This is a genomic window from Telluria sp. LT2P34, assembly GCF_059685915.1.
Window position 1 is genome coordinate 377,041 of sequence record NZ_JCASIN010000001.1, and the last position, 26,084, is coordinate 403,124.

The following is a 26,084-nucleotide window of genomic DNA, read 5'->3' on the forward strand; positions in this document are numbered from 1 at the left end:
TCGGGCAACCAAGCCCGGCGCATCCCTTTGTCCAGCGCGGCAGCGCCGCCACCCGGAAGGAAATCCACGTGAAGAACCTCAAGATCGGTGCCCGACTCGGCATCGGATTCGCCATTGTCCTGTCCCTGCTGCTGGCCGTGACGGTCACCGCCATCGTGCGCATGCAGGCGGTCGGCGACGAAACCCACCGGCTGGTCGATACCAGCATCAAGAACCAGCGCAATGTCGCCGAGTGGGGCAAGCTGATCGAAGTGAACAACGCCATGATCCAGACGGTGTATGTCACGTCCGACAGCGCGGTGATCAGCACCGTCGAAGCGCGCATGAAACAGGTCTCGGCCCGCTCGACCGAACTCCAGAACACGATCGAAGCTTCGCTGCGCAACCCCGCCGTGATCGAGCAGTTCAAGGTCGTCAAGGGCAGGCGCGAGCCTTACCTGAATGCGCGCGCCGCCCTGTTCCAGGCCAAGGATACCGGCGATGTCGAAGGCGCCGACCGGATCTACAAGGAGCAGGTACTGCCGGCGGGCAGCGTCTTCCTGGCCGAGATGAACAAGCTGGCCGCGATGCAGATCCAGGCCGCCGACACCGTCGCCGCCGGCATCATCGCGTCCAACGACAACACGCGCCTGCTCTTGATCGGCCTGGGCGTGGCCGCCCTGTTGCTCGGCGTGGGCTGCGGCTGGTTCATCACGCGCTCGATCACGGTGCCGCTCGGCCACGCCGTCGGCTTTGCCCAGCGCGTCGCGCGCGGCGACCTGACCAGCCGCGCCGCCGCCGAGGCGCGCGACGAGACCGGCGACCTGCTGCGCGCGCTGGCCAGCATGACGGGCGCCCTGGCCGGCATCGTCGGCCACGTACGGGGCGGCACCGGCGCCATCGGCGTGGCGGCGAACGAAATCGCCAGCGGCAACCTGGACTTGTCGAGCCGTACCGAACAGCAGGCCTCCTCGCTCGAGGAGACCGCCTCCTCGATGGAGGAACTGACCTCGACCGTGCGCCAGAACGCCGACAATGCGCGCGAAGCGAACCGCCTCGCCAAGAGCGCCGCCTCGATCGCCGGCCAGGGCGGCGCGGTGGTCGCCGAAGTGGTCACCACGATGGGCTCGATCAACGACTCTTCGCGCAAGATCGTCGACATCATCAGCGTCATCGACGGCATCGCCTTTCAGACGAATATCCTGGCGCTGAACGCGGCAGTGGAAGCGGCGCGCGCGGGCGAACAGGGCCGCGGCTTCGCGGTCGTCGCCGGTGAAGTGCGCAACCTGGCGCAGCGCTCGGCAGCCGCCGCCAAGGAAATCAAGACCCTGATCGACGACTCCGTCAACAATGTCGCCGCCGGAGCCAGGCAGGTCGACCGCGCCGGCGCCACCATGAACGAAATTGTGCGCAGCATCGAGCACGTCACCACGATCATGGCCGACATCGCCCATGCCAGCGAAGAACAGAGCGCCGGCATCGAGCAGGTCAACGCCGCCATCGTCGACATGGACCGGGTGACCCAGCAGAACGCCGCGCTGGTCGAGCAAGCGGCGGCCGCCGCCGAATCGATGCAGGAGCAGGCCGCGCAACTGGCAGAGGTGGTCAGCACCTTCAAGCTCGACGAAGCCGGTGCACCGGCGCGCCGCGCGCCGGCTCCAGCCAGCGACGCCGCAGCCACGCGCCTGGCCCTGGCAGCTGCGTGATCGCATTTCGCATGACACCCTTCTCACGGCCTGTCATGCAACTGTCATGAAACTGTCGTGCATGCGAGTTGCATATAAGCAGCATTTGACGAAAGCAATTGCTAGCACCTCGCAACTCTGCTCTTAATTACAAGTAAAATTGATTGATTTACCGGTAACTGCCTGGAATTCGCTAGGAGAACACAGAATTACGGGTACATTCATCAAATCGGCTATACTCCGAGAAAACGTAGGAATATTGATGAATAGCAATTTAATTGACGAGGACGCGATCCTCACTACCAGCGAAGCCGCGCGCATGCTGGGCGTGGCGACCAGTACCGTCCAGCTGTGGATGGAAAGCGGCGCCATTGAGTCGTGGAAAACGCCGGGCGGCCACCGCCGCACGCGCCAGAGCCATATTCATGCCCTGATGAACAAGGTGAGCGGACAGGCGGCCACCGAAGAGCCGCGCGTGCTGCCGACGCCGACGGATCCCGAATTCCTGCCGTCGGCGGACGCCACGTATCCGATCTCGGCCGACGAGGCGCTGCGCCTGGCCGCGCTGTCGGCCGCGAATCTCGTGGATACGCCCGGCGAAGAGCGTTTCGACCGCATCGTGCGCCTGGCCTCGAAGGTGACCGATTCGCCGATCGCGCTGATATCGCTGCTGACCTCGAAGCGCCAGTGGTTCAAGGCGCGTGTCGGCCTGGGCGCGCAGCAGACGCCGCGCGAGTGGGCCTTCTGCTCCCACGCGATCCTCAACGACGCCCCTTTCGTCGTCGAGGACGCCAGCGCCGACGAACGCTTTTCCGGCAACCCGCTGGTGCTGGCCGACCCGCACATCCGTTTCTATGCCGGCGTGCCGCTGCGCGACCGCTCGGGCCAGGCGATGGGCACCCTGTGTGTGATCGACCGCGAACCGCGCAAACTGCGCGCGGCCGAGCTGCAGGCGCTGATCGACCTGGCGGCGATCGCGGCCGACGAGATGGCGACGACGGCGGCACGCGCCTAAATAATAAGCTTAAGGAGCGCTGTGCTGCAGGGCGTGCGCCGCCTGCCGCATCAGCAGCTCCGCCTTGCGCGGATCGGGTTCCGTCAAGGCCAGCTGCTGCAGCGCGGCCGGATAGCCCAGCGCGGCGGCTTCTTCCAGCCAGCGCCGCGCCGCAGGCTCGTCCTTCGCCACACCCTCCCCCGCAGCGAGCATGTTCGACAGCGTAAACATCGCTGCCGGCAGCTGTCCGCGCGCGGCGATCCCGACCAGGTGGGCGGCGCGCGCGGCATCCTGCGGCACGCCGCTGCCGTGCCGGTGCATCAGCCCGAGCCGGTAGGCCGCCTGCGGGTCAGCTTGCAAAGCGGGCTGCGGAGCGGGCTGCACTGCGGCCATCGGCGACCCGCTCGCCAGGCAGGCCGCCAGCACCAGTGCTGCCCGCCTCATTTCGACAAGTCGACTGCGTACAGGGCAAAGCCCTTGCCCAGGCCATCGTCGGCGCGCACCAGGCTTACATTGTCCAGCCCCGCCTCCTTTGCCAGTCCCAGCATGCCGGGCGCCGAATGGAAGACCACCGGCCCGGCCGTCGCCACTTTCGTGAACCGCCAGCTGCGCGCCGCGCCGTGCTGGGCGCGCTTCAATTGCTGGACCTCGCGGATATACGCGATCAGCACGTCGCGGCTGGTGTCGGGCGACGCCAGCACGGTCTTGCTGCCGTCCAGGCCCGGGAAGTTGCCGCCGCCGCTGGCGCGGTAGTTATTCGTCGCGACGATGAATTCCTGCTCGGGCGTGACCGGCACCCCACGCAGGGCGAGCTGGCGGATGCGCTGGCCAGGCGGCCGGGTCAGGTCGATTTCGTAGCTGATCTCGCCGGAGGTCGGCGTATCGAAGTTATAGCTCGGCACCGTCGCGTTGACCAGCTCCTGCGGCGCCGGATTGGCCGGGTCGATCGTGTTGAAGCGCCGGGCCGAGGTCTCCAGCCAGGCACGCAGGGTGGCGCCGTCCACCTTCACCGCGTACAGCGCGTTCGGATACAGATACAGGTCGGCCGCGTTGTTCAGCGCCAGCTGGCCGGCCGGGACGTCGGTGAAATCGAAAGCGCCGGCCGAACCGCTCTTGAACGGCGCCGACATCGACAGTACAGGGAGCTTGGCGTACTGCGGCAGATTCGCCTCGACGTACTTCTTCACGTAAGCAGTCTGGGCGGCGTTCACCACGGCAATGGCAGAGGTATCGCCCACATCGGCAAAATAGGTCGTCATGCGGAAGTCGCTGGCGCCGACCGGGGTTTTTACGTACCGGATCGTCGCCTCGTGCTCTTCGCGGATCAGCGCCGCTACCCGCGGGTCGGCGGCGACGAAGCTCTTGTCAGGCTGCTGGGCGCTGCGCGCCTCGACGCTCGTCTTGTCCTTGTCGATGCGCCAGCGGCGCCCGTCGGCGCGCAGGTGCAGCGCGATCAGGCCCAGGTGCTTGCCCCACAGGTTGGCCATCACCGTCGGCACCCCATGCACCAGGCCTTTGGTCTTGTCCACGCCGGGCAGTGCGAACTGCGGCGCCGTGCTGGCGGCGTTCGGGAACAGCTGGTGCGAATGCCCGAGCAGCATGGCGTCCACGCCCGGCACTTGCGCCAGGTGCCAGTTGGCGTTTTCCATCTGCGCCGTATAGGGGCTGGCGTCGAGGCCGCCGTGCGAAATGGCCACCACGATGTCGGCCCCTTTCCTGCGCATCTCGGGCAAGTACTTGCGCGCGGCCTCCACCACGCCGGTGGTGTAGACCTTGCCTTCGAGGTGGCGCTTGTCCCAGGACATGATGGCGGGCGGCGTGAAGCCGATGATGCCGACCTTCACCGTCGCCGTGATTGCCCGTCCTGTCGCGTCGCGCGCCTGCACCCGTTTTTCGATGATGCGGTAAGGCTCGAAGAGCGGCTTGCCGGTCTTGACGCTGTAGACGTTGGCCAGTACCTGCGGAAAGGCAGGGCCGGCGCAGCGTTTCGGCTGCTTCACACCCGCCACCCGGAAGCGGCTGCCCGTCACCTGGTTCAGGAAAGCCAGGCCGTAGTTGAATTCGTGGTTGCCGATCGCCGAGCCATCGTAGTTCAGCGCGTTCATCACCTTGTAGATGGCGAGCGTCTGGTCGCAGGGCAGCGGTTTCACCAGCGCCTGGTAGTCGGCCAGCGCATTGCCCTGGATGGTGTCGCCGTTATCGAAGAGCACCGTGTTGGCATATTCGGCACGGGCCTGGGCGATCAGGCTGGCCGTGCGGTCCAGGCCGATGGAGGGCTCGGCGGCGAGCTTGTAGTAGTCGTAACCGACGACGTTCGCGTGCAGGTCGGTCGTTTCCAGCACGGCCAGCACGGCGCTCGCACCTTTCGGCGCATGCGGCGCGCCGAGCGCCGGTGCGGCCAGGACGGAGAGCAGGATGCCAGTCTGGCAAGTAAGTACGGTGCGTGAAATGCGCATGGAAACCCTTCGGATGTCGACCGCGCGATCATACGGCAGCGGCCCGGACGACGACAAGGGCGACTGGGGTATAATCGAAGGTTCGATTCCACCACTCACATTGCCAAAATCATGGAAGCTGAACGCATCAACGCCATCTCCGCCCTGCTGAACGACCTGACCGGTCGTGAGGCCGAACTTCGGAGGTATCTTTGACTTCGATCGGAAGTCAGAGAAACTAGAACAGGTCAACGAAGAACTCGAAGACCCGACCGTCTGGAACGACCAGAAACGCGCCCTCGATCTCGGTAAGGAGAAAAAGGCGCTGGAAGGCGTCGTGCTGACGCTGGAAAAGGCGAAAGCCGACCTGGCTGACGCCGCCGACCTGTTCGAGATGGGCCGCGAAGAAGGCGACGAGGACACCATGGAGGCGGTTGCGAGCGACCTCGATGGCATCCGCGCCATCATCGAGGGCATGGAATTTCGCCGCATGTTCAGCAACCCGATGGACCCTGCGAGCTGCTTCATCGACATCCAGGCCGGCGCCGGCGGTACCGAAGCCCAGGACTGGGCCTCGATGCTGCTGCGCCAGTACCTGCGCTATTGCGAGCGCAAGGGCTTCAAGGCCGAGATCATGGAGCAGTCCGACGGCGAGATCGCAGGCATCAAGACCGCGACCATCAAGGTCGAGGGCGAGTATGCCTATGGCCACCTGCGCACCGAAACCGGCGTTCACCGCCTGGTGCGCAAGTCGCCCTTCGACTCGGCCAACGGCCGCCATACCTCGTTCACCTCGCTGTTCGTGTATCCGGAAGTGGACGAGTCCTTCGAGGTCGAGATCAACCCGGCCGACGTGCGCATCGATACCTACCGCGCGTCCGGCGCTGGCGGCCAGCACATCAACAAGACCGACTCCGCGGTGCGCCTGACGCACGCGCCTTCGGGCATCGTCGTGCAGTGCCAGAACGACCGTTCGCAGCACCGCAACAAGGCCGAGGCCTTCGACATGCTGCGCGCCAAGCTGTTCGAACTGGAAATGCGCAACCGCATGACCGAGCAGCAGAAACTGGAAGACTCGAAGACCGACGTCGGCTGGGGCCACCAGATCCGCTCCTACGTGCTCGACCAGTCGCGCATCAAGGACTTGCGTACCGGTTTCGAGACCGGCAACACGAAAAACGTGCTGGACGGCGACCTCGACGACTTCATTTCGGCCTCGCTCAAGCAGGGCGTGGCGTAATGCAGCGGGCGCTCATCTTCGACATGGACGGCACCATCGTCGACAACATGGCCTTCCACACGCAGTCGTGGGTGACCTTTTTCGAGCGCCGCGGCCAGGACATCGATGCGGAAGAATTTTTCCGCACCACGGCCGGCCGCCAGGGCAAGGAAATCATCCGCTCGCACCTCGGCGAAGATCTCGATGACGACGAAGTCGCGATCCTCAACCATGAGAAGGAATCGGTCTACCGCGAGCTGTACGCACCGCACCTGAAAGCCGTTCCCGGTTTCGGGGAGCTGGTCCGGCAGGCACGGTCCCGGGGATTCGCGCTCGCCGTCGGCACCGCCGCGCCGCCCGCGAACGTCGACTTCACGCTCGACGGCCTCGACCTGCGGCGCCACTTCGATACCGTGGTCGGCGCCACGGACGTTGCGCGCGGCAAGCCGCATCCCGACGTGTTCCTGGAAGCGGCGCGCCGTTGCGGCGCCGCACCGGAAAACTGCATCGTGTTCGAGGACGCGCCGCTGGGCGTGGAAGCGGCGCGCCGTGCCGGCATGCGCACCGTGGTCATCACGACCACCCTGCCGGCCGCCAGCTTCGCCGAATTCGACAACGTGATCGCCATCGTTTCCGACTTCTCGGCATTGTCGCTCGACGCCCTGTTCGCCTGACCAAATCAATAACACTGGATTCACCATGACTACGGAAAACCAAGAGAACCCGGCCGCGCCTGCTGCGGCGGCCGACGAGAACAAGATCATGACCGAGCGCCGCGCCAAGCTGGCGGCGATCCGTGAAAAAGGCGTCGCCTTCCCGAACGATTTCCAGCCGCAGCACAAGGCGGCTGAACTGATCGAGGGCTTCGGCGCACTCACGCGTGAAGCGCTGGAAGAAAAGGCGGTTCCGGTGGTGCTGGCCGGGCGCATGATGCTCAAACGCGAAGCCGGCAAGAAGGCCGCTTTCGCCACGCTGCAGGATGCCTCGGGTCCACGCGCCGATGGCCGCATCCAGATCTACGTCACGCTCGACGCCACCGGCGAAGCGGCGATGGACGCTTTCCGCAGCTACGACCTGGGCGACATCCTGGGCGTGGAAGGCACCCTGTTCAAGACCAAGGTCGACGAACTGACGATCAAGGTGACGAAGCTGCGCCTGATCACCAAGGCGCTGCGCCCGCTGCCGGACAAGTTCCACGGCCTGGCCGACCAGGAAACGAAGTATCGCCAGCGCTACGTCGACCTGATCATGAACGAAGACACGCGCCGCACTTTCAAGGCGCGCACCGCCGCCCTGTCGTCGATGCGCCGCTTCATGGAAAAGAACGAGTTCATGGAAGTCGAAACGCCGATGCTGCACCCGATCCCGGGCGGCGCCGCTGCGAAACCGTTCACGACTCACCATAATGCGCTCGACATGCAGATGTTCCTGCGTATCGCGCCCGAGCTGTATCTGAAGCGTCTGGTGGTCGGCGGCTTCGACCGCGTGTTCGAGGTGAACCGCAACTTCCGCAACGAGGGCGTGTCGATCCGTCACAACCCCGAATTCACGATGATGGAGTTCTACGCGGCCTACACGAATTACACCTGGCTGATGGACTTCACCGAGGCGATCATCCGCCAGGCCGCGGTCGACGCCCAGGGTACGGCGGTGCTTTCCTACGGCGGGCGCGAACTGGACCTGTCCAAGCCCTTCCAGCGCCTGAGCATCGTCGAGGCCATCAACAAGTATGCGCCGGGATATACGCCGGAGCAGCTGGTCGATGCCGAGTTCGTCAAGGCGGAACTCAAGAAGTTCGGCGTGAAGCCCTTCGCCAACGCCGGCCTGGGCGCCCTGCAACTGGCGCTGTTCGAGGAAACCGCGGAAGCGCAGCTGTGGGAGCCGACCTATATCATCGACTACCCGGTCGAGGTGTCGCCGCTGGCGCGGGCGTCGGACACCCGGGCCGGCATCACCGAGCGCTTCGAGCTGTTCATGGTAGGCCGCGAGATCGCCAACGGTTTTTCGGAGCTGAACGATCCGGAAGACCAGGCTGCGCGCTTCCTGTCGCAGGTCGAGGCCAAGGAGGCCGGCGACGATGAGGCGATGTATTACGACGCCGACTATATCCGCGCACTCGAATACGGCATGCCGCCGGCCGGCGGCTGCGGCATCGGAATCGACCGTTTGATCATGATCCTGACCGACTCGCCGAACATTCGCGACGTGCTGCTGTTCCCGCACTTGCGCAAGGAAGACTGACCGGTTTGATTGGATAAAAAAAAGGGGCGCATTCGATGCGCCCCTTATTTTTTCGCGAACGTTTATTGCACGATCGTATAACAAGGCACATACGCCTTGCCCGGCAGCTTCATCCGGCTCTGCTCGACAAACGAGGCCAGCAGCGCATCCATCGGGCCCATGATCTCGCTTTCGCCCTGGATTTCGTACTTGCCGAATTCTTCGATGGCGCGGATGCCCTCTTCCTTCACGTTGCCCGCCACCACGCCCGAAAACGCGCGCCGCAGGTTCGCGGCCAGCAGGTGCGTGTCCTGGTTCTTGTGCAGCTTCAGGTTGCGCATGTTTTCGTGGGTCGGCTTGAACGGCTTCTGGAATTCCGGGTCGATCTTGAGCAGCCAGTTGAAGTAGTAGGCGTCGCTGCGCGCCTTGCGAAATTCGCGTACACCCTTGATCCCGGCCTGCATTTCCTTGGCCACCGCATCCGGATCGTCGATGATGATCTTGTAGCGTGCCTGCGCGCGCGGGCCCAGGGTCTGGGCGATGAAGCCGTCGATCTGCTCGAAGTAGTCGCGCGCCGTGGCGGGACCGGTGAAAATCAGTGGGAAGGGCATGTCGGCATTGTCCGGATGGAGCAGGATGCCGAGGATGTACAGGATCTCTTCGGCGGTGCCGGCGCCGCCCGGGAACACGCAGATGCCGTGGCCGGTGCGCACGAAGGCCTCGAGGCGCTTTTCGATGTCCGGCATGATGACCAGGTCGTTGACGATCGGGTTCGGCGATTCGGCGGCGATGATGCCCGGCTCGGAAATGCCGAGGTAGCGCCCGCGGCCGAGACGCTGCTTCGAGTGACCGATGGCGGCGCCCTTCATCGGTCCCTTCATCGCGCCCGGGCCGCAGCCGGTGCAGATATCGAGCTCGCGCAGGCCGAGCGCATAGCCGACTTCCTTCGAATAGTTGTACTCGACGCGGTTGATCGAGTGTCCGCCCCAGCAGACCACCATGTTCGGACTGATCTGCGGCTGCAGCACGTTGGCATTGCGCAGGATATGGAACACCGCGTCGGTGATGTCATCCGGACTGGCGAGGTTGAACTTCGGGTTCTCGGTCACTTCGAAATGGACATACACGATGTCGCGCAGCACGGCGAACAGGTGCTCGTGGATGCCCTTGATCATCTTGCCGTCGACGAAAGCCATCGCCGGCGCGCCGCGGATGTCGAGCTTGATGCCGCGCTCGCGCTGGATCACCTTGATGTCGAAGCTGCTGTAGCGCTCGAGCAGTTCCTTGCCATCGTCAATCGAGCTGCCGCAGTTGAGCACGGCGAGCGCGCATTTGCGGAAAATGTTGTACAGGCCACCCTGGCTGGTATCGAGCAATTTGGCCACTTCGGCCTTCGACAATATTTCCAGCCGGCCTTCGGGGGAAATGAGGGTATCGACGACTTCGTAATTCATGCAGGTCTTCCTTATTAAATACGCAGGAACTCCGGAAATAGAGTCCTCCGGCAATATCGCTGGCTGTTTCACCAATATACGACAAGTGGCGGCGCCATGCCTGCGCGTCTGCGTGGCTGTGCCCGATAAATAGTGCAATTGAGCAACGCATTGCGACACCTGCGCGCGTGTTTACCACAAGGGCAAATATTTTTCTTGTGGTAAGCAATTTCTACTAAAATGCATCCCGACTGGAAATTCCGGCAAGTCTGGCATTCCAACAAAACAGTTATTCTCAAAACACCATTTCGGGAGGACCCGCATGAGCGGTGCAGCTGCTATACCAGGCAAGGAAGTTGCCATTCCAGAGTTCAAACAGATCATGGGCCATCCGGCTCCCCTGTGGATGCTGTTCATGACCGAATTCTGGGAGCGCTTCGCGTTCTACGGCATTCGTTGGGCCCTCGTGCTCTATATCGTCGCCCAGTTCTACGGTGGCGCCGCCGTCGGCCAGGCCGACGCCAACCTGACCTACGGTTCCTACCTCGCGCTGGTGTATGCCGGCGCCGTCTTCGGCGGCCTGATCGCCGACCGCGTCATCGGCTACCAGCGCTCGATCCTGATCGGCGCCGTCTTCATGGCCGCCGGCCTGTTCATGATCACCCTGCCCGACCCGGACATCTTCAAGATGGGCCTGGCCACCATCATCGTCGGTAACGGCATGTTCAAGCCGAACATTTCGACCATGGTCGGCAAGCTCTACTCGCTGGGCGACACCCGCCGCGATTCGGGCTTCACCATCTTCTACATGGGCATCAACGCCGGCGCCTTCATCGCCCCGATCCTGACCCAGATCCTGGCCCAGGAAATGGGCGACGGCACGACCCCGGCCTACAAGGTCGTGTTCTTCGTGTCCGGCATCGGCATGCTGATCAGCCTGGTGTGGTTCTACATCGGCCGCAAGACCCTGGCCGGCATCGGCGCTCCCGAGCCACAGGCCCAGGGCCGCGGCCGCTCGATCGCCGTCATCATCGGCAGCATTGTCGTCATCCCTGGCGTCTACCTGCTGCTGAAACTCGGCGCCGGCACCCTGCAAATCATCCTGACCGTGCTGTTCCTGGCGCTGGCGGCGATGCTGATGATCGAAGGTATCCGCAACGGCAAGGTCGCGCGCGACAAGACCATCGCCATGATGATCATCTTCGCCTTCAACATCCTGTTCTGGATGTTCTTCGAGCAGGCAGGCAGCTCGTTCACCTTCCTGGCCGACCAGATCGTCGACCGTGACCTGAACGGCTGGGTCTTCCCGGTCGCCTGGTTCCAGAGCGTGAACTCGATCGCGATCATCATCTTCGCCCCGATCATCGCCGCCATCTGGGTCATGCTGGGCCGCCGCAACGCGAACCCGTCGATCCCGCGCAAGTTCGGCCTGGGCCTGATCTTCAACGCCCTCGCCTTCGGCCTCCTGATGTTCGCCCTGGGCAGCCTGGTCGACATGGACAACAAGATCCCGTTCTGGACCCTGTTCACGGTCTACTTCATCCAGTCGGTGGGTGAACTCTGCCTGTCGCCGATCGGCCTGTCGATGGTCACCAAGCTCGCCCCGGTGCGCCTGGTCGGCCTGGGCATGGGCGGCTGGTTCCTGTCGACCGGTATCGGCAACAACCTGTCAGGCATCTTCGCTTCGCACGTCTCGGGCGAGTCGGGCATGTCGATCGCTTCGGCGCTGGACGGCTACACCTTCGGCTTCTGGTCGCTGATGGCCGGCGGCGTGCTGCTGTTCCTGCTGGCTCCGCTGATCCAGAAGCTGATGCACGGCGTGAAGTAATACCTTTCCAGAGTCAAAAGATGAACGGCAGCCTGCGGGCTGCCGTTTTTTTTGGGACGGCGTGGGCGGAGCCCACCCTACGCACGGCGGGTCTTCGTAGGGTGGGCTCCGCCCACGCAATGCATCACCAACAAGCACACAAGCTTACTTCTCAGCCCTCTCGCGCGCCACCCAGTACAGCAGCACGACGATCGCCGCATACGGGATCAGCGACAGCAGGTCCGCGTTCGAGCCCGACACGAAGGGGTTCGAGCCCTCCGCCCATGTTGCCATCATGCTGTCGAAATTCGTCAGCACGCCGGCCGTGATCGCGATCACGATGCCGGCCAGCGCGCCGCCGGCGATATAGCCCGAGGCCAGCAGCGTGCCCGAGCTGCGGTCTCCCGCGGCGACCCGTTCCTCGTGGTTCAGTTTGGCGTACTGCGGCAGCTTGCCGTTGCGGCGGTCGGCCAGCCAGCGCACGGCGCCGCCGACCGCGATCGGCAGCGTCGACACCAGCGGCAGGTAGACCCCCACCGAAAAAGCCAGGGCCGCGATGCCCGCCATTTCCAGCACCACCGAAATCATCACGCCGAACAGCACCAGGGTCCAGGGCAGCTGCTGGTCGAGGATGCCCTTGATGATGTAGGACATCAGCACCGCCTTGGGAGCATCGTACTTCTTGACTTCGGTGCCGTCCGGGCGCTTGTCGTACTTGCCGTTGATGCCGGGGTCGACCAGGTAGGCCAGGCGGCCGTCGTCGGCCACCAGGTATTTGCCGGCCGGCCCGCCGACGCTGTCCGCTTTGCGCCATACCTTGTAGCTGGCCGAGTCGGTCGCGGCCTGCGGTCCTTGCAGGCGCTCGGTCTCGACCAGCTTCGCGGCGTCGACGACCAGGCCTGGCGCCACTTGCGCGGCCGGAACGTACACGGTGCCGGCATCGTTCAGTTTCAGCAGGATCGGCCCGAGGATCAGCGCCGAGGCAAAGGCGCCGCACAGGATTGCGTACTGCTGCAGGCGCGGCGTCGAGCCGACCAGGAAGCCCGTTTTCAGGTCTTGCGAGGTGGTGCCGGCATTGCTGGCGGCGATGCAGACGATGGCGCCGACCGACAAGGCGGTGACGTAATACTGGCCGCCGGTCCAGCCCAGGGCCAGGAAAATCAGGCAGGTGAACAGCAGCGTGGCGACCGCCATGCCGGAAATCGGGTTCGAGGACGAGCCGACTTCGCCGGTCAGGCGCGAGGACACGGTGGCGAACAGGAAGCCGAAGACCAGGATCAAGAGCGCGCCGAGCAGGTTCATGTGCAGGGGCGTGGCGAAAGTGATGATGGCGATGATCGCCAGGCAGCCGATGGCGACCCATTTGAAGGGGATGTCCTGGTCGGTGCGCAAGGGAGCGGCCGTATTTGTGCCCCGGTCCTTGCCCATGCCCGCCAGCCCGCCCTTCAGCCCGCGCCAGATCGAGGGCAGCGAGCGCACCAGCGAAATCAGGCCGCCGGCCGCCACCGCGCCGGCGCCGATGTAGAGCACATAGGCGTCGCGGATGTCGTCCGGCGACATGTCGCGGATCAGCATTGTTCCCGGCGAGACGGGCACCGTCAGCAGCTCGCCGAAAAACTTGATCATCGGGATCAGGAGCAGATAGGACAGCACGCCGCCGGCCGCCATCGTGAAGGCGATGCGCGGGCCGATGATGTAGCCGACGCCGACCAGCTCGGGCGACACTTCAGCGCCGGCCGAACCGGCTTTCAGGGGCGCGCCGAATTCGAAGTTGACGACATCCTTCCAGCCCTTGAGCGAGACATTGGCCACCTTGTACAAGAGGCCGACGCCGAAGCCGGCGAAGATGATGGCGGCGCGCCGCTTGGCATCGCGCGCGGCGTTCGAACCGGCTTCGCGCACCTCGCCCGCGGCGGCGCGCGAGGTATCGGTGGCCGCCGCTTTCAGCACTTCGGCGCAGGCCGTGCCTTCCGGGTATTTCAGCTCGCGGTGCTGCTCGACGATCATCGTGCGCCGCATCGGGATCATCATCAGGATGCCGAGCAGGCCGCCCAGCACGCCGACCAGCATCACGCGCGAGATTTCCAGGTCGAAGCCGAGGATCATAATCGCCGGCATGGTCACGCCCAGGCCGAAGGCGAGCGATTCGCCGGCCGAACCCGCGGTCTGGGTGATGCTGTTTTCCAGGATGGTCGATTCGCGCCCGCCCATCTTCTTGAACACCCCGAACAGGGTGATCGCGATGACCGCCACCGGAATCGAGGCGCTGACCGTCAGCCCGACCTTCAACACCAGGTACAGAGAGGAGGCGCCGAAGACCATGCCCAGCACGACGCCCATCACCATGGCGCGAATGGTCATTTCGGGGAGCTGGGCGTCGGCGGGAATATACGGTTTGACGGCGGCGGGAGGAAGAGCGTCGGGGTCGTAGGGCATCGGGGGTCCTGTGAGAGCGGCTTACGGGGAGCTTAAGGGGGCGCTGCGCCTGACTATGGCATACGCTTGACTGGAAGAAAAGCGGATTATAATGCCCCGCAGGCCTGCCTTTTTGGGTGGACCACAGCAGGAGAATCGCCTTGACCCAGTCCCCCCGAGCCTTGCGGCGGCAGCGCCGCGAAGGCGGCTTCATTTTCTTCATCCTCGCCGCGATCGTCCTTGCCATTGCGGCCGCCGGTGTCTGGTTCCTGTTCGCCGTCCTGCCGAACGTTCCCTCGATCGACGCCGTCACCGACTACAAGCCGAAGATCCCGCTGCGCGTGTACACCAGCGACAATGTCCTGATCGGCGAATTCGGCGAAGAGCACCGCGACTTCGTGCCGATCGCGCAGATTCCGCCCATGATGAAAAACGCCGTGCTGGCCATCGAGGACTCGCGCTTCTACCAGCACAAGGGCGTCGACTGGGCGGGCGCGGCGCGTGCGGTGGTGTCGAACCTGCGCGGCGGTTTCGGCTCGGGCGGCGCTTCGACCATCACGATGCAGGTGGCGCGGAACTTCTTCCTGTCGCGCGAAAAAACGGTGTCCAGGAAATTCAACGAAGTCCTGCTGGCCAAGAAGATCGAGGATGCGCTCACCAAGGACCAGATCCTCGAGCTGTACATGAACCAGATCTACCTCGGCCAGCGTTCCTACGGTTTCGCCAGCGCCGCGCGCAGCTATTTCGGCAAGAAGCTCGACAAGCTGACCCTCGGCGAAAGCGCGATGCTGGCCGGCCTGCCGCAGAACCCTTCGCGCAACAACCCGGCAGTCAACATGAAGCGCGCCAAGGCACGCCAGGAGCTGGTGCTGCGCCGCCTGCGCGACCTCGGCCAGATCGACGAAGCGCAGTACACCCGGGCCGTCGGCGAGACCATGCGCGTGCATGCGCGCCCGAAGGAATTCGGCACCCACGCCCAGTACGTGGCCGAGCTGGCGCGCCAGGCGGTGTTCGCCCAGTACGCCGAAGAGTCGTACACGCGCGGCATCAAGGTCACCACCACCATCGTGGCGCGCGACCAGGAAGCGGCCTACGATTCGGTGCGCCGCAACGTCCTGGCCTACGATGCGCGCCATGGCTACCGCGGCCCGGAAGCCCGCATCGAGCTGCCGGAAGACGCGACCGAGCGCGAGGAAGCCGTCATCGAAGCGCTGCAGAAGCGCCCCTCGAGCGATGGCCTGGTACCGGCCATGGTGCTGGCAAGTTCCAGCAAGTCGGTCAAGGTGTTCACCCTCGACGACGACGAGATCACGATCAGCGGCGCCGGGCTGAAGTTCGCGGCAGCCGGCCTGTCCGGCAAGGGCAAGGAAAGCCAGCGCATCGCGCCGGGCGCCATCGTGCGTATTACCAAACAGGGTAAAGACAGCTGGAGCATCGTCCAGGTGCCGCAGGTGGCCGCCGCTTTCGTGGCGCTCGACGCCGATACCGGCGCCTACCAGGCCCTGGTCGGCGGCTTCGACTACAACCTGCAGAAGTTCAACCACGTCACCCAAGCCTGGCGCCAGCCCGGTTCCGCGATCAAGCCCTTCGTGTATTCGGCGGCGGTGTCGAAAGGCTATTCGCCGGGCGCCCTGATCCTCGATGCGCCGCTCGACATGGAAGGCGAAAACGCGGGCGCGACCTGGTCGCCGCAGAACGACGACAACGTCTTCAGCGGCCCGATCACGATGCGCTACTCGCTGGCGCATTCGAAGAACGTGCCGACCGTGCGCCTGCTGCGCGCGATCGAAGTCCCGTACGCCCACGACTACCTGGCCAAGTTCGGCTTCGACCTGGCGCGCCACCCGCAGAACTACACGATGGCGCTCGGCACCGGCGCCGTCACGCCGGAGCAGATGGCGAGCGCCTATGCCGTGTTCGCAAACGGCGGCTATGCGGTCAAGCCCTATCTGATTGCAAAGATCGAGGACGGCGACGGCACGGTGCTGTTCCGCGCCGAGCCGCCGGCGCCGCGCCAGGAAGGCGCCCGCGTGCTGGACGCGCGCAATGCCTGGATTACGGATTCCATGCTGCGCGACGTGACCCGCTACGGCACCGGCGCCGCCGCCACCAAACGATTGAAACGCGGCGACATCGGCGGCAAGACCGGTACCACCAACGACGCGGTCGACGGCTGGTTCGCCGGCTATGGCGCGAACGTGGTCGGGGTGGCATGGATGGGCTATGACGAACCGCGCTCGCTCGGCGGCAAGGAGTTCGGCGCTACCCTGGCCCTGCCGATCTGGCTCGACTACATGCAGGTGGCCCTGGCCAAGCGCCCGGAAACCGCGCGCGCCGAGCCGGAAGGCATGCTGCGCGAGAACGACGACTGGATCTACGCCGAATTTGCCGAAATGCCGCAGCTGCGCGCGATCGACATCGAGCTGGCGGCGCGGCCGGCGCCCATCGAGCCCGATGACGAAGAGCAATTCGAGCCGGAGGAAGACAGCCACCCGCGCGCCGACAGCCTGCCGCCGCAGCCCCAGCCATCGCTCCCGCCCGGCAATCCGGTCTACGTCCCGACGCAGTAGAAGGCGGCTAGCGCCCTGCGATGACCTCGCCCAGCGACCTGGCCTCGGGCTCCCAGGCCTGCATCCCCCAGCCTGCGCCGGCGACCGCCAGGGTGGTCAGGATGAAGGGGACGATGGTGCGCCGCACGGCACTGCCCATCCAGTAGCGCGGATCGATCAGGCGCAGGCGCCGGTACAGGCCGGCCGCCAGCAAGGCGTCGACCATGATCTCGGCAAAGAGGATGGGCGCCGACCAGATCACGAACAGGGACGACAGCGCAATCGACACGGCCAGCAGGATCACGGCCACGGGAATTGCGCCCTCTTCCGCATGCGCCGCGACCTGCAGCGGCTTGTCGATGATTGCGTCGATGCCGCTCTGCGCCGTGCCGAAATCGGCATTGGCGCTGGCGCCGCCGCCATCGAAAGTCCCGCCGCCGCTGAAGTCCGTGGCGCCACCCCCGCCACCGTCACCGCTTCCGCCACCACCGCTATTCTGCAGCGCCATGTCGGCATAGTCGGCCGCGCTGGTGTGCAGCCACACGAACAGCAGGAGCAGGAAAACGATATACGCCACGCCCATGGCAAGCAGGTAGCGCAGCGCCATCGTCTCGAGCCCGGCGCCGAGCATCGCCACCGAGGCGCCGAATCCGGCCAGCCCGGTGAGCGACACCAGGATGAACATCTGAATCCGCGGAAAGCCTTCGACCAATAGACGCGCGCGCAGTCTTTCCACCGCCATGGCCCGCGTCAGCACGCGGGGGCGGCCAGCCGTATTTCGCATCGTTCGCTTCTCAGTTGTGGATATATTTGGTGAACACGTCGCTGAAATCGCGCTTGGTGTGGGTATCGAACATGGCCGTGTTCAAGGCTGCCAGCAGCTGGGTGTATTGGCTGACCAGCCCGCCGTCGCCCGGTGCCAGATTGAGCTTGTGCACGGAGGCGGTGGCGTCGAGCGTACGCAGCGCATTGTCGCGGCAGACGGCATCGCGCTGCTGCTGCTTGCCGATCGAGATCAAGGCCTTGTAGATGTCCTTGACCTGCTCGATGAAGGTCTTCTTGACGTCGATCGAGAACTGCAGGCTGTCGAGCTTGAACTTGAGTTCGACGTCCATGTCCAGGGTGCCGGCGGTCTCGATGCTGACACTGCTGATCTGGTGCGACGCGTAGTCGTAGCGCTTGATCGAGCGCTTCGACGACATGGCCGAGTCGCCATCGACGTGGATCAGGGCCAGGTTGGTGAAGCAGTACTCGTCCTTCTTGCTCTTGATGAGGAAGAAAATCTGTTCGCCGTCTTCGCTGAACAGGTAATCGTCGGCATCGACCTTGCTGTAATCGGCCGGCCCGACGATGACGCCGATGTCGCTGATGCCGAGTGCTTCCGCCGCCATTCGCTTGAACATGATCGCCTCCGTGTGATGAAGCGGTGACCTTATCACTAATTGGCAGGGATAAATATTCGGCCGGGGTAACCGCCTGGTTTTTTAATCCCAGGCGTCGATGATCCAGTCCGCCGGCTTGCCGTTCGGCTGGCGCGGCAGGGCCGGGCCGAACGAATACGCCGCGGGGCGCTCGGCCGCGGCGAGCCGTTCGCCGATCCAGCCGGCGAGCGCTTCGCGCAGCGGCGCCGGCCCCGGCGCTCCCACTTCCGGTACCACGAAGGCCTTCAGCCGCGCGCCCTCGTCCGCGCGCATCGGGCGCACCACGCATTCCCGCACCGCCGGATGCATGGCCAGCACCTCGGCCACGTAAGCCGGGAAGACGTTGGTGCCGCCCACCTGCACCGCGCTGTCGATGCGCCCGTTTGGCAGGAAGAGCTCGGGTCCGCTCCACAGCAGCCGGTCCTGCAGCGCATGGCGTTCGACTGCGCCGCCCGGGGCATCGCGCTCGAGGACCTCGCCGGCATCGGTGCGGCGCCAGTAAGGCAGGAGCCGGTACGGCGCGCCGGCGGCATCGCGCCAGCCGACGCCGCCGGTCTCGGAACTGCCGTAGACCTGCAGCAGGCGCAGTCCGCCCGCCGCCAGGCTGGCTGCGACGCTGTCCGGGCAGGGCGCGGTCGAGGTGACGCCAATCACGTCGGCCGGAAAGCGCGGATCGAGCGCCGCCACCTGCGACCAGTAGTCGGGGTGGGCCACGACCAGGTCGCCCGGCGCCAGCTGCGCCGCCAGCGCAGCCGGGGAAGCGGCGCGCAGGTCCAGCACCGGGAGCGCCGGACACCCGGCGGCGGCCTGGGGCAATAAGACCGTGAACAGGAATCCATATATATGATGCGCCGGCACTGCGGACAGGATCCGGCGCCGCTGCGGCACCAGCCTGGCAAGCTGGTCGACTTCGCGCCACAGGCTCTCCAGGGAATGGGTGCAGCGCTTGGGCGCGCCCGAACTGCCCGATGTGCGAAAGACCAGTTCGGCGTCATGGCCTGCGAGGCTTGCACGCGCCGCCTCCACCCAGCCGGCCAGCAAGGTGCGCGCCAGCAGCGGGTCGTCCATGCCGGAACGGCCAAAGCCGAGCAGGTCGCCGAGGGCCGTGGCAGCGCCCATCAAGTCAAGCGAGTCGGCGCCAAGGTCGGCAACCAGGTCCAGGCCGGACGGCCACGGCTGCGGCGCCAGCATGCGTCCAGGGCGCGCCTGCGCCAATTCGAAGGCGACAAGGTCGCGCACGACGCGCTCGAGGGCACAAGGGTTGCGCCACCACTGCACACGCGCGAAAGAAGTCATCGGTCCCATTTCATTCAATACTGTGGCCGGATCGTGACAGCGGAGACACAATCCTGTCAACCACGCGATAAAATCGTCAATTCCGGCATTGGCGGAGATTGACACACGCGTTCAGCCATGCCAACATTTAGTTTCCGCAAATCAATTAAAAGTCGATCTGCATAGCCCAAGGCCCACATGACCCACACATCCCCTACCTTCGACGCCCGCGACCTGATCGAGCTGCTCGACACTTTCGACCAGGAACAGATCGACGCACTCGGCTTTGGCGTGATCGGATTCGGCGCAGACACCATCGTGCAGCGCTATAACGCCTTCGAATCGCAGGCGGCCGGCCTGTCGCCGCAGCGGGTGATCGGGGAGCCGATGTTCATCAACGTTGCGCCCTGCCTGAATAACTTCCTGGTGGCGCAGCGCTTCGAAGACGCGACCGAGGCAGGAAGCGAGCTCGACGACACGCTCGACTATGTGCTGACCCTGCGCATGCGCCCGGTCAAGGTCAAGCTGCGCCTGCTGGCCAGCGCGGCCAGCGCCACCCGGTACGTCCTCGTCCAGCGCCGCTGATGGGCACCGACGAGAACCTCGAAGCGCTGCGGGCCGAGCACGAAGCGCTGATGCAGTTCCTTTACCTGGCCCCGGTGGGCCTGGTACAGGCGGGCATGGACGGCGAAATCGTGATGATCAACCCGATATCGGCCCAGCTTCTGATGCCCTTGTCTCCCGACGGCAACCTCGCCAACCTGTTCGACGCCCTGGCCGACGTGGCGCCCGACCTGCGCCTCCATTGCCGGCAGTTTCCCCATCCGCACGGGATGGTCCTGGAAGGCGTGCATATTCATCTGAGCCACCTGGGCGCGGACAATCCTGATTTGAAGAAGCCGCATATCCTGTCGCTGAGCCTCATGAAACTCGACCAGATGCGGCTGATGGCGGTGATCCACGACGTGAGCGCCGAAGTGCGGCGCGAGCGCCAGCTGCGCCAGAGCGACGCGTGGCTCAATGCCATCCTGACCCGCATCAGCGACTATGGCCTGGCCGCCCTCGACCGCCAGGGACGCCTGTGCGACTGGAACGACAGCATCGCGCGCGTCACCGGCTTCGGCGAACACGTGGTTGGCTCGCCCTATTCCGTGTTTTACCCGCCCGACGCCATGACGCCCGAGCACCTGCTCGACCGCCTGCGCGAAGCGGACCACAATGGGTGGAGCATGGACGAGGGTCTGCGCCTGCGCGCCGACGGCAGCCAGTTCTGGGGCAGTGCGCTGATCGCGCCCCTGCCCGAGCGCGACACCTTCGATCTCGACGATCCGCACGCGCCTGCCTATTGCCTGATCCTGCGCGACATCAGCGACAAGCGGGCGGCCAGCGAGACCCGGCGCCAGGCGGCGTTCAGCGACCACCTGACCGGCCTCGCCAACCGCCGCGCCTTCTTCGAAGCGGCCGAGCTGGAACTGGACCGCGCCGTCCATACGCCGCGCCAGCTTGCCATGATCGTATTCGACGCCGACCATTTCAAGCACATCAACGATCGCTACGGCCACCCGGCCGGCGACCGCGTCCTGTGCGACCTGGCCGACGCTCTGCGCGAGACCTTCCGTCCGGTCGACACCGTGGCGCGCATCGGGGGCGAAGAGTTCGCGGTGCTGCTGCCGTCGACTGGCATGGCCCAGGCAGTGGCGCTTGCCGAACGACTGTGCACGCGGGTGGCGGGCCGGCTGGTGGGCGCCGATGGCGGCGAAATCGCGTATACCGTCAGCGCCGGCGTGGCCGCCCTGGAACTTGGGGCCGGAACCCTGCCTGAAACCGTTCCGCGAAGCATCGACGTCCTCATGAAACGCGCCGACCAGGCGCTCTACGTTGCGAAAACCGGGGGCCGCAACCGCGTCTCCGCCTGGACACCGGACCTGCCCCTCGATGAAAACATTCCACAGCGAAGCCGCAATGCAGATTGAACAGATCGATGCCTACGAGGCGTTGGTGCAGTTCCTGTACCGTGCCCCGATCGGGCTGGTGCAGACCGATCTCGCCGGCGTCGTCGACATGCTCAATCCGATGGCATCGAATCTGTTGATGCCACTCGTCAGCGACGGCGGGCTCGACAACCTGTTTGCCGTGCTCGAGGACGTCGCTCCGCGAGTACGGCAGATGGCCGATGCGTTCGACCAGCCATCGGGCGTGATCTGCGACGCCCTGCGTGTACCGATCGAGGGCGTGACCGCACCCGGTGCGCCGCAAGTGCTGTCGATCAGCCTGATGAAACTCGACACCTCGAGGCTGATGGTCGCCATCAGCGACGCCACCTTCGACGCCCAGCGCGAACAGGAGACACTGCGCCGGCGCTTGCGCAGCGCAGCACGTATCGATGCGCTGACACGCCTGCCAAACCGGGAGGCTGCGCGCGACCAGTTGCAGAATCTGCTCAATCGCAGTGGCGCAAAGAACGCCGCAGGGGAATCATTCGCCCTGCTGTTCCTGAACTGCGACCGCTTCCGCCAGATTAACGACACCCTCGGCCAGTCAGCCGGCGACCGCCTGCTCGGTTCGATCAGCGAACGGCTGCTCACTGCGCTGGCCGACCGCATGCGCGCCGGGGGCCTGGCGCCGGGCGCCATCGTCGATCCATCCGCTGGCGGCGCCGGACTCGTGGCACGGGTCGGCGGCGACGAATTCGTTGTCCTGCTCGATGGCCTGCAACATCCGGACGAAGCCGAGCGGCTGGCGGTTCGCTTGCTCGATGCGCTGGCGCGACCGCACGAGCTGGACGGCGCCCAAGTAGCCTGCCGCGCCAGCGTTGGCGTGCTCTGGGGCAGCACCTGGGATGCTGCGGCCGATGAAGGGCCCGACGCCGACGATGCGATCCGCGACGCCAGCATCGCCATGATCGAAGCCAAGCGCGCCGGCGGCGCGCGCCATGTGGTGTTCGAGCGCGCCATGCGCGAGCGCGCCGAGCGCCGCGCCGACATCGAGTCGCAGCTGCGCCTGGCCCTGGCCGAGGAACAGCTGTTCGTGGTCTACCAGCCGGTGGTCGGCCTGCGCCCGGATGGCGGCATCGACCACTCGGCCGGCGTCGAGGCGCTGGTGCGCTGGCAGCATCCGACGCGCGGCCTGGTGCCGCCCTTCGATTTCATCGGCGTGGCCGAGGAATGCGGACTGATCGACCAGATCGGCGACTTCGTGCTCGAACGCGCCTGCCTCGATTTCATGCGCTGGCGGGTGCTGCTGGGCGACGACGCTCCGCGCCTGATGGCGGTCAACCTGTCGCGTGCCCAGCTGGCCCAGCCCGACTGGGCCGGCAAGGTGGCCGCCACCCTGGCGCGTACCGGCATGCCGGCAGCCTGCCTGCAGCTCGAGGTGACCGAAAGCCTGGCCGCCCAGGACGAGCAGATCCAGCTGCGCCTGCACGAGCTGAAGGCGCTCGGCATCAAGCTTGCGCTCGACGATTTCGGGACCGGCTACTCTTCGCTGTCGAGCCTGCACTTGCTGCCGGTCGACACAGTCAAGATCGACCGCTCTTTCGTGTGCAAAGCCGACACCAGCCACCATCACCGGGTGCTGATCGAAGCAACCGTCAAGGTGGCGAGCAGCCTGGGCATGAATACGGTGGCCGAAGGCATCGAAACGGTGGCCCAGCTCGAAACCGTGCGCGCCCAGCAGTGCGCCAAGGGCCAGGGTTACCTGTTCAGCCGGCCGGTGGTATCGGAGGCACTGGTCGACTGGATCCGGGAACGGGGAGCAGGCTTGCAGCAGGCGCGAACCGGCTGAGCTTGCCGTCTGCCCAGTCCTACAAGGCGTCCGGTGGTGTTCCTATAGCGCCGCCGCCAAGGCCGCCGCATCATGGAAACCTGTCATCACCTTGATCGGATAACCATGAAGCTAATCACGACAGCATGCACGCTGGCCGCCTGCGCCGTCCTGGCCGCCTGCGGCACCACTACCAGCAACACGGACTCGATGGCGACCAGCGTGTCGGGCAGCTCCAGCGGCTCGATGACCAGTGGCAGCACTGGTGCACCGGGCGCCAATCCCACCTCGGGCACTACCGGCGGCACCGACCCGAAGGCCGGCAGCGTCGAGGGCGCCAGCGCGGCCACGACGGGCGAAAAACGCTGATTTTCACAAGTGTTGCATGGAAACCGTCCGCGATCTCCTACACCGACTCTCGCCTGCTTCCTATAGTGAACGCAACAGGACGCTTGCATGATGAACACCTCACACAACCAAAGAGGGAGAACAATATGAAACGCACCACTCTGAACGTGATCATGGCCGGCTTGATGGGCCTGGGCCTGGCGGCCTGCAGCTCCACCGGCACCTCGACCGACGGCACCATGGGCAGCGGCGCCTCGGGAACGATGGGCACCAGCAGCGGCAGCAGCATGGGCACGACCGGGACCACCGGCACCACCGGCACCAGCAGCAGCAGCAGTATGGACTCCGGCTCGGGCACCTCGGGCACGAAACCCGCCGGCACCACGGGCACGACCGGTACCTCGGGCACCACCGGAACCACCGGCACGACCACCAACACCGGCACCGGCCGCTAATTTTGCGGCGTTCGTCCGGCGCGCTTCCGGCGTGCTGAAGGGCCGGGTTTCCCGGCCCTTCTCGTTTCCGTCCCCAGTTCGTTGTCGGGTAGAATCGGAGCTCACACCGGCCGAGACTCTCCCACAATGAAAAACTGGTTTGCGCGATGGATCGGCGGCGCCCCGCAGCAGGGCGCGAGCCTGCCGTCCCCACCGTCCCCGCCTTGCGCGCCCGTCGACTCCGCCTCCTCCACGCCTGACACGGCGCCCGCCGGCGGCGACGTCGACCTCGCCTTCTACCGCTGGCTCGCCGGCAGCGCCGCTGCCGACGCGGCCCCGGCCACCGAACGCCGCATCCTCGATGAGCTGGCACGGCTGGCGCTAAGCCCCGGCAAGGCAGCCGAACTGGTGCCCCGGGTACCGGCCGTGATTCCCGAACTCTTGCGTGGCCTGCGCGACGAAAGCGTCGCCGGCGCCGAACTGTCGCGCATGCTGGCCCAGGACGTGGTGCTGGTGGCTGAAGTCATCCGCGAGGCGAACAGTCCCTATTACCGACCGCCCTCGCCCGTGCGCAGCATCGAGGGCGCGGTCATGCTGCTCGGCCAGAACGGGCTGCGCATGCTGCTGGCGCGGGTGGCTTTTCGACCGGTGATCAGCATGCAGTCCGGGCGTTTCGCAAAACTGGTCGCGCCGCAGGTCTGGAGCCAGTCCGAAAAATGCGCCCAGGCCGCCAGTTCGCTGGCCCCGTATTTCGGCGCCAGGCCCTTCGACGCCTACCTGGCCGGGCTGGTGCAGAACGTCGGGCTGATCGTCGCCTTTCGGCTGATCGACCAGCTTCTCGACAAGGCCGGCAGCGAAGACCTGCTGCCGGGCTCGGACGCCTTCGGCCTGGCCCTGCTCGGCCACGCGCGCCGGATCTCGCACCGCATCGCCCTCGAGTGGGGTTTCCCGGACAGCGTGGCCGACGCCATCGACAGCGCCGGGTTGCCCGGCTTGAATCCCGCCGCCCGCGTGCTCGCCGTCTCCGACCGGCTCGCCAAGCTGCGGCTGCTGGTCGACGCCGGCGCACTGGCGCCCGACGACGACCTGATGACTGCGCATATCGGGCCGCGCCTGCGCCCCGTCTTCGACCAATTGCGCCCACAGGAGGATTGAATGCCGTTTCCGATTGAAGAAAAACTGGTCATCGGCGTCGCTTCCAGCGCCCTGTTCGACCTGGCCGAATCGCACCAGGTCTACCTCGACAAGGGACCGGACGAATACCGCGCCTACCAGGAACGGCATCTCGACGCGGTGCTGGGCAAGGGCGTGGCCTTTCCCTTCATCCGGCGCTTTTTGAACATCAACAAATGCTTTCCGGGCGAGTCGCCGGTCGAAGTCGTCCTGTTTTCGCGCAATTCCCCGGAAACCGGCCTGCGCGTGATGCGTTCGATCGCCCACTACGGCCTGGACATCTCGCGCGCCGCCTTCATGGCAGGAAAATCGCCCTATTCCTACCTGCCGGCCTTCAATGCCTCGCTCTTTCTCAGCGCCCACGAGGCCGACGTCAAAAACGCCATCGATGCGAACTATCCGGCCGGTCTGGTGCTGCCCTCGCTGATCGACGACGAGGACGAGGACCTGGAACTGCGCGTCGCCTTCGACTTCGACGGCGTGCTGGCCGACGACGAATCGGAAACGGTGTTCAAGCGCAATAACGACCTGGACGAATTCCACGCCCACGAAACCCTGCATGTGGCGCGTCCGCACGCGCCGGGACCGCTGGCGAACATGTTCCAGAAGCTGTCGATGCTGCAGCGCCTCGAAGAAGAGGCCCAGCGCCGCGATGCCGGCTACCGCCGCATCGTGCGCATCGCCATCATTACCGCGCGCAACGCGCCCTCGCACGAACGCGTCGTGACCACCCTGAAAAGCTGGGGCGTCTCGGCCGACGAAACGTTTTTCCTCGGCGGCATGGACAAGTCGCGCGTGCTGTCGGTGTTCAAGCCGCATATCTTCTTCGACGACCAGATGACCCACCTGCGCGCCTCGCCCGGCGGGACCATCCCGATGGTGCATGTGCCCTTCGGAGTCGCCAACCGGCGCCAGCCGGCTTAAATTTCCAAAAC

General features: G+C 65.4%; 21 protein-coding genes. 14 read left to right on the forward strand and 7 right to left on the reverse strand.

The genetic code is table 11. The annotated features are described in order from the left end of the window. Nucleotides 1-68 precede the first annotated feature (68 nt). Together AC56KZ_RS01715 and AC56KZ_RS01720 are read left to right on the forward strand one after the other, a co-directional pair. Nucleotides 69-1,685 (forward strand): methyl-accepting chemotaxis protein, encoded by a 1,617-nt coding sequence (locus AC56KZ_RS01715; RefSeq protein WP_497160402.1) that lies wholly within the window; start codon nucleotides 69-71, stop codon nucleotides 1,683-1,685. 241 nt (nucleotides 1,686-1,926) lie between these two features. Beyond that, nucleotides 1,927-2,679, forward strand: coding sequence for a GAF domain-containing protein (locus AC56KZ_RS01720; protein ID WP_497160403.1), 753 nt, complete (start codon nucleotides 1,927-1,929; stop codon nucleotides 2,677-2,679). A 9-nt stretch (nucleotides 2,680-2,688) separates the two neighbouring features. Here the strand turns inward: AC56KZ_RS01720 and AC56KZ_RS01725 are convergent, their stop codons facing one another. Both AC56KZ_RS01725 and AC56KZ_RS01730 read right to left on the reverse strand, forming a co-directional pair. Then, a complete protein-coding gene (locus AC56KZ_RS01725) occupies nucleotides 2,689-3,102 on the reverse strand; it encodes a tetratricopeptide repeat protein (RefSeq protein WP_497160404.1) in 414 nt (137 codons plus the stop codon). Beyond that, nucleotides 3,099-5,114, reverse strand: coding sequence for a bifunctional 2',3'-cyclic-nucleotide 2'-phosphodiesterase/3'-nucleotidase (locus AC56KZ_RS01730; protein WP_497160405.1), 2,016 nt, complete (start codon nucleotides 5,112-5,114; stop codon nucleotides 3,099-3,101). Before AC56KZ_RS01730 ends, AC56KZ_RS01725 begins: the two co-directional genes overlap by 4 nt. 111 nt (nucleotides 5,115-5,225) lie before the next feature. On the opposite strand from AC56KZ_RS01730, the gene prfB reads away from it, so the two are divergent. From prfB to lysS, 3 genes are all read left to right on the forward strand, one after another. Continuing rightward, a protein-coding gene (gene prfB / locus AC56KZ_RS01735; protein WP_497160406.1) for a peptide chain release factor 2 occupies nucleotides 5,226-6,333 on the forward strand; the annotation gives its coding sequence in 2 pieces (ribosomal slippage) (nucleotides 5,226-5,306 and nucleotides 5,308-6,333; 1,107 coding nt in all). Then, on the forward strand, nucleotides 6,333-6,986 hold the full coding sequence (locus tag AC56KZ_RS01740; RefSeq protein WP_497160407.1) for an HAD family hydrolase: 654 nt from the start codon (nucleotides 6,333-6,335) through the stop codon (nucleotides 6,984-6,986). The genes prfB and AC56KZ_RS01740 overlap by 1 nt, the downstream gene beginning before the upstream one ends. A 25-nt stretch (nucleotides 6,987-7,011) precedes the next feature. Further along, nucleotides 7,012-8,553 (forward strand): lysine--tRNA ligase, encoded by a 1,542-nt coding sequence (gene lysS / locus AC56KZ_RS01745; RefSeq protein WP_497160408.1) that lies wholly within the window; start codon nucleotides 7,012-7,014, stop codon nucleotides 8,551-8,553. A 62-nt stretch (nucleotides 8,554-8,615) separates the two neighbouring features. Here the strand turns inward: lysS and ppnN are convergent, their stop codons facing one another. After that, nucleotides 8,616-9,986, reverse strand: a complete 1,371-nt coding sequence (gene ppnN / locus AC56KZ_RS01750) for a nucleotide 5'-monophosphate nucleosidase PpnN (protein ID WP_497160409.1) — start codon at nucleotides 9,984-9,986, stop codon at nucleotides 8,616-8,618. 301 nt (nucleotides 9,987-10,287) lie between these two features. Here ppnN and AC56KZ_RS01755 point away from each other — a divergent pair, with 301 nt between their 5' ends. Then, a complete protein-coding gene (locus tag AC56KZ_RS01755) occupies nucleotides 10,288-11,793 on the forward strand; it encodes a peptide MFS transporter (RefSeq protein ID WP_497160410.1) in 1,506 nt (501 codons plus the stop codon). Nucleotides 11,794-11,937: 144 nt separating this feature from the next. Here AC56KZ_RS01755 and AC56KZ_RS01760 read toward each other — a convergent pair whose 3' ends face one another. Beyond that, nucleotides 11,938-14,208 carry an OPT family oligopeptide transporter gene (locus AC56KZ_RS01760; protein WP_497160411.1) on the reverse strand — a complete coding sequence of 757 codons (2,271 nt, stop codon included), beginning with the start codon at nucleotides 14,206-14,208 and terminating at the stop codon, nucleotides 11,938-11,940. A gap of 140 nt (nucleotides 14,209-14,348) precedes the next feature. Between AC56KZ_RS01760 and AC56KZ_RS01765 the strand changes: the two genes are divergently transcribed. Beyond that, nucleotides 14,349-16,757, forward strand: coding sequence for a penicillin-binding protein 1A (locus AC56KZ_RS01765; protein WP_497160412.1), 2,409 nt, complete (start codon nucleotides 14,349-14,351; stop codon nucleotides 16,755-16,757). 7 nt (nucleotides 16,758-16,764) lie between these two features. Here AC56KZ_RS01765 and AC56KZ_RS01770 read toward each other — a convergent pair whose 3' ends face one another. From AC56KZ_RS01770 to AC56KZ_RS01780, 3 genes are all read right to left on the reverse strand, one after another. Beyond that, nucleotides 16,765-17,520, reverse strand: a complete 756-nt coding sequence (locus AC56KZ_RS01770; RefSeq protein ID WP_497160413.1) for a hypothetical protein — start codon at nucleotides 17,518-17,520, stop codon at nucleotides 16,765-16,767. 10 nt (nucleotides 17,521-17,530) lie between these two features. After that, on the reverse strand, nucleotides 17,531-18,139 hold the full coding sequence (locus tag AC56KZ_RS01775) for a PH domain-containing protein (protein ID WP_497160414.1): 609 nt from the start codon (nucleotides 18,137-18,139) through the stop codon (nucleotides 17,531-17,533). 81 nt (nucleotides 18,140-18,220) lie between these two features. Beyond that, nucleotides 18,221-19,453: an AMP-binding enzyme gene (locus AC56KZ_RS01780; RefSeq protein WP_497160415.1), complete on the reverse strand. Its 1,233-nt coding sequence runs from the start codon at nucleotides 19,451-19,453 to the stop codon at nucleotides 18,221-18,223. 177 nt (nucleotides 19,454-19,630) lie between these two features. Here AC56KZ_RS01780 and AC56KZ_RS01785 point away from each other — a divergent pair, with 177 nt between their 5' ends. The 7 genes from AC56KZ_RS01785 to AC56KZ_RS01815 all read left to right on the forward strand — a co-directional run bounded on the left by AC56KZ_RS01785 (nucleotide 19,631) and on the right by AC56KZ_RS01815 (nucleotide 26,073). Further along, nucleotides 19,631-20,017 carry a phosphonate transporter gene (locus tag AC56KZ_RS01785; protein ID WP_497160416.1) on the forward strand — a complete coding sequence of 129 codons (387 nt, stop codon included), beginning with the start codon at nucleotides 19,631-19,633 and terminating at the stop codon, nucleotides 20,015-20,017. Further along, nucleotides 20,017-21,405, forward strand: coding sequence for a sensor domain-containing diguanylate cyclase (locus tag AC56KZ_RS01790; protein ID WP_497160417.1), 1,389 nt, complete (start codon nucleotides 20,017-20,019; stop codon nucleotides 21,403-21,405). The genes AC56KZ_RS01785 and AC56KZ_RS01790 overlap by 1 nt, the downstream gene beginning before the upstream one ends. Next, complete coding sequence (locus AC56KZ_RS01795; RefSeq protein WP_497160418.1) at nucleotides 21,395-23,215, forward strand: putative bifunctional diguanylate cyclase/phosphodiesterase; 1,821 nt, start codon at nucleotides 21,395-21,397, stop codon at nucleotides 23,213-23,215. The genes AC56KZ_RS01790 and AC56KZ_RS01795 overlap by 11 nt, the downstream gene beginning before the upstream one ends. Before the next feature lie 105 nt (nucleotides 23,216-23,320). Then, nucleotides 23,321-23,563: a hypothetical protein gene (locus tag AC56KZ_RS01800; protein ID WP_497160419.1), complete on the forward strand. Its 243-nt coding sequence runs from the start codon at nucleotides 23,321-23,323 to the stop codon at nucleotides 23,561-23,563. A 125-nt stretch (nucleotides 23,564-23,688) separates the two neighbouring features. Continuing rightward, on the forward strand, nucleotides 23,689-23,997 hold the full coding sequence (locus tag AC56KZ_RS01805) for a hypothetical protein (RefSeq protein WP_497160420.1): 309 nt from the start codon (nucleotides 23,689-23,691) through the stop codon (nucleotides 23,995-23,997). 126 nt (nucleotides 23,998-24,123) lie between these two features. Further along, nucleotides 24,124-25,131 carry an HDOD domain-containing protein gene (locus tag AC56KZ_RS01810; RefSeq protein WP_497160421.1) on the forward strand — a complete coding sequence of 336 codons (1,008 nt, stop codon included), beginning with the start codon at nucleotides 24,124-24,126 and terminating at the stop codon, nucleotides 25,129-25,131. Continuing rightward, nucleotides 25,132-26,073 carry a 5'-nucleotidase gene (locus tag AC56KZ_RS01815; protein ID WP_497160422.1) on the forward strand — a complete coding sequence of 314 codons (942 nt, stop codon included), beginning with the start codon at nucleotides 25,132-25,134 and terminating at the stop codon, nucleotides 26,071-26,073. The last annotated feature ends 11 nt before the right edge of the window (nucleotides 26,074-26,084 follow it).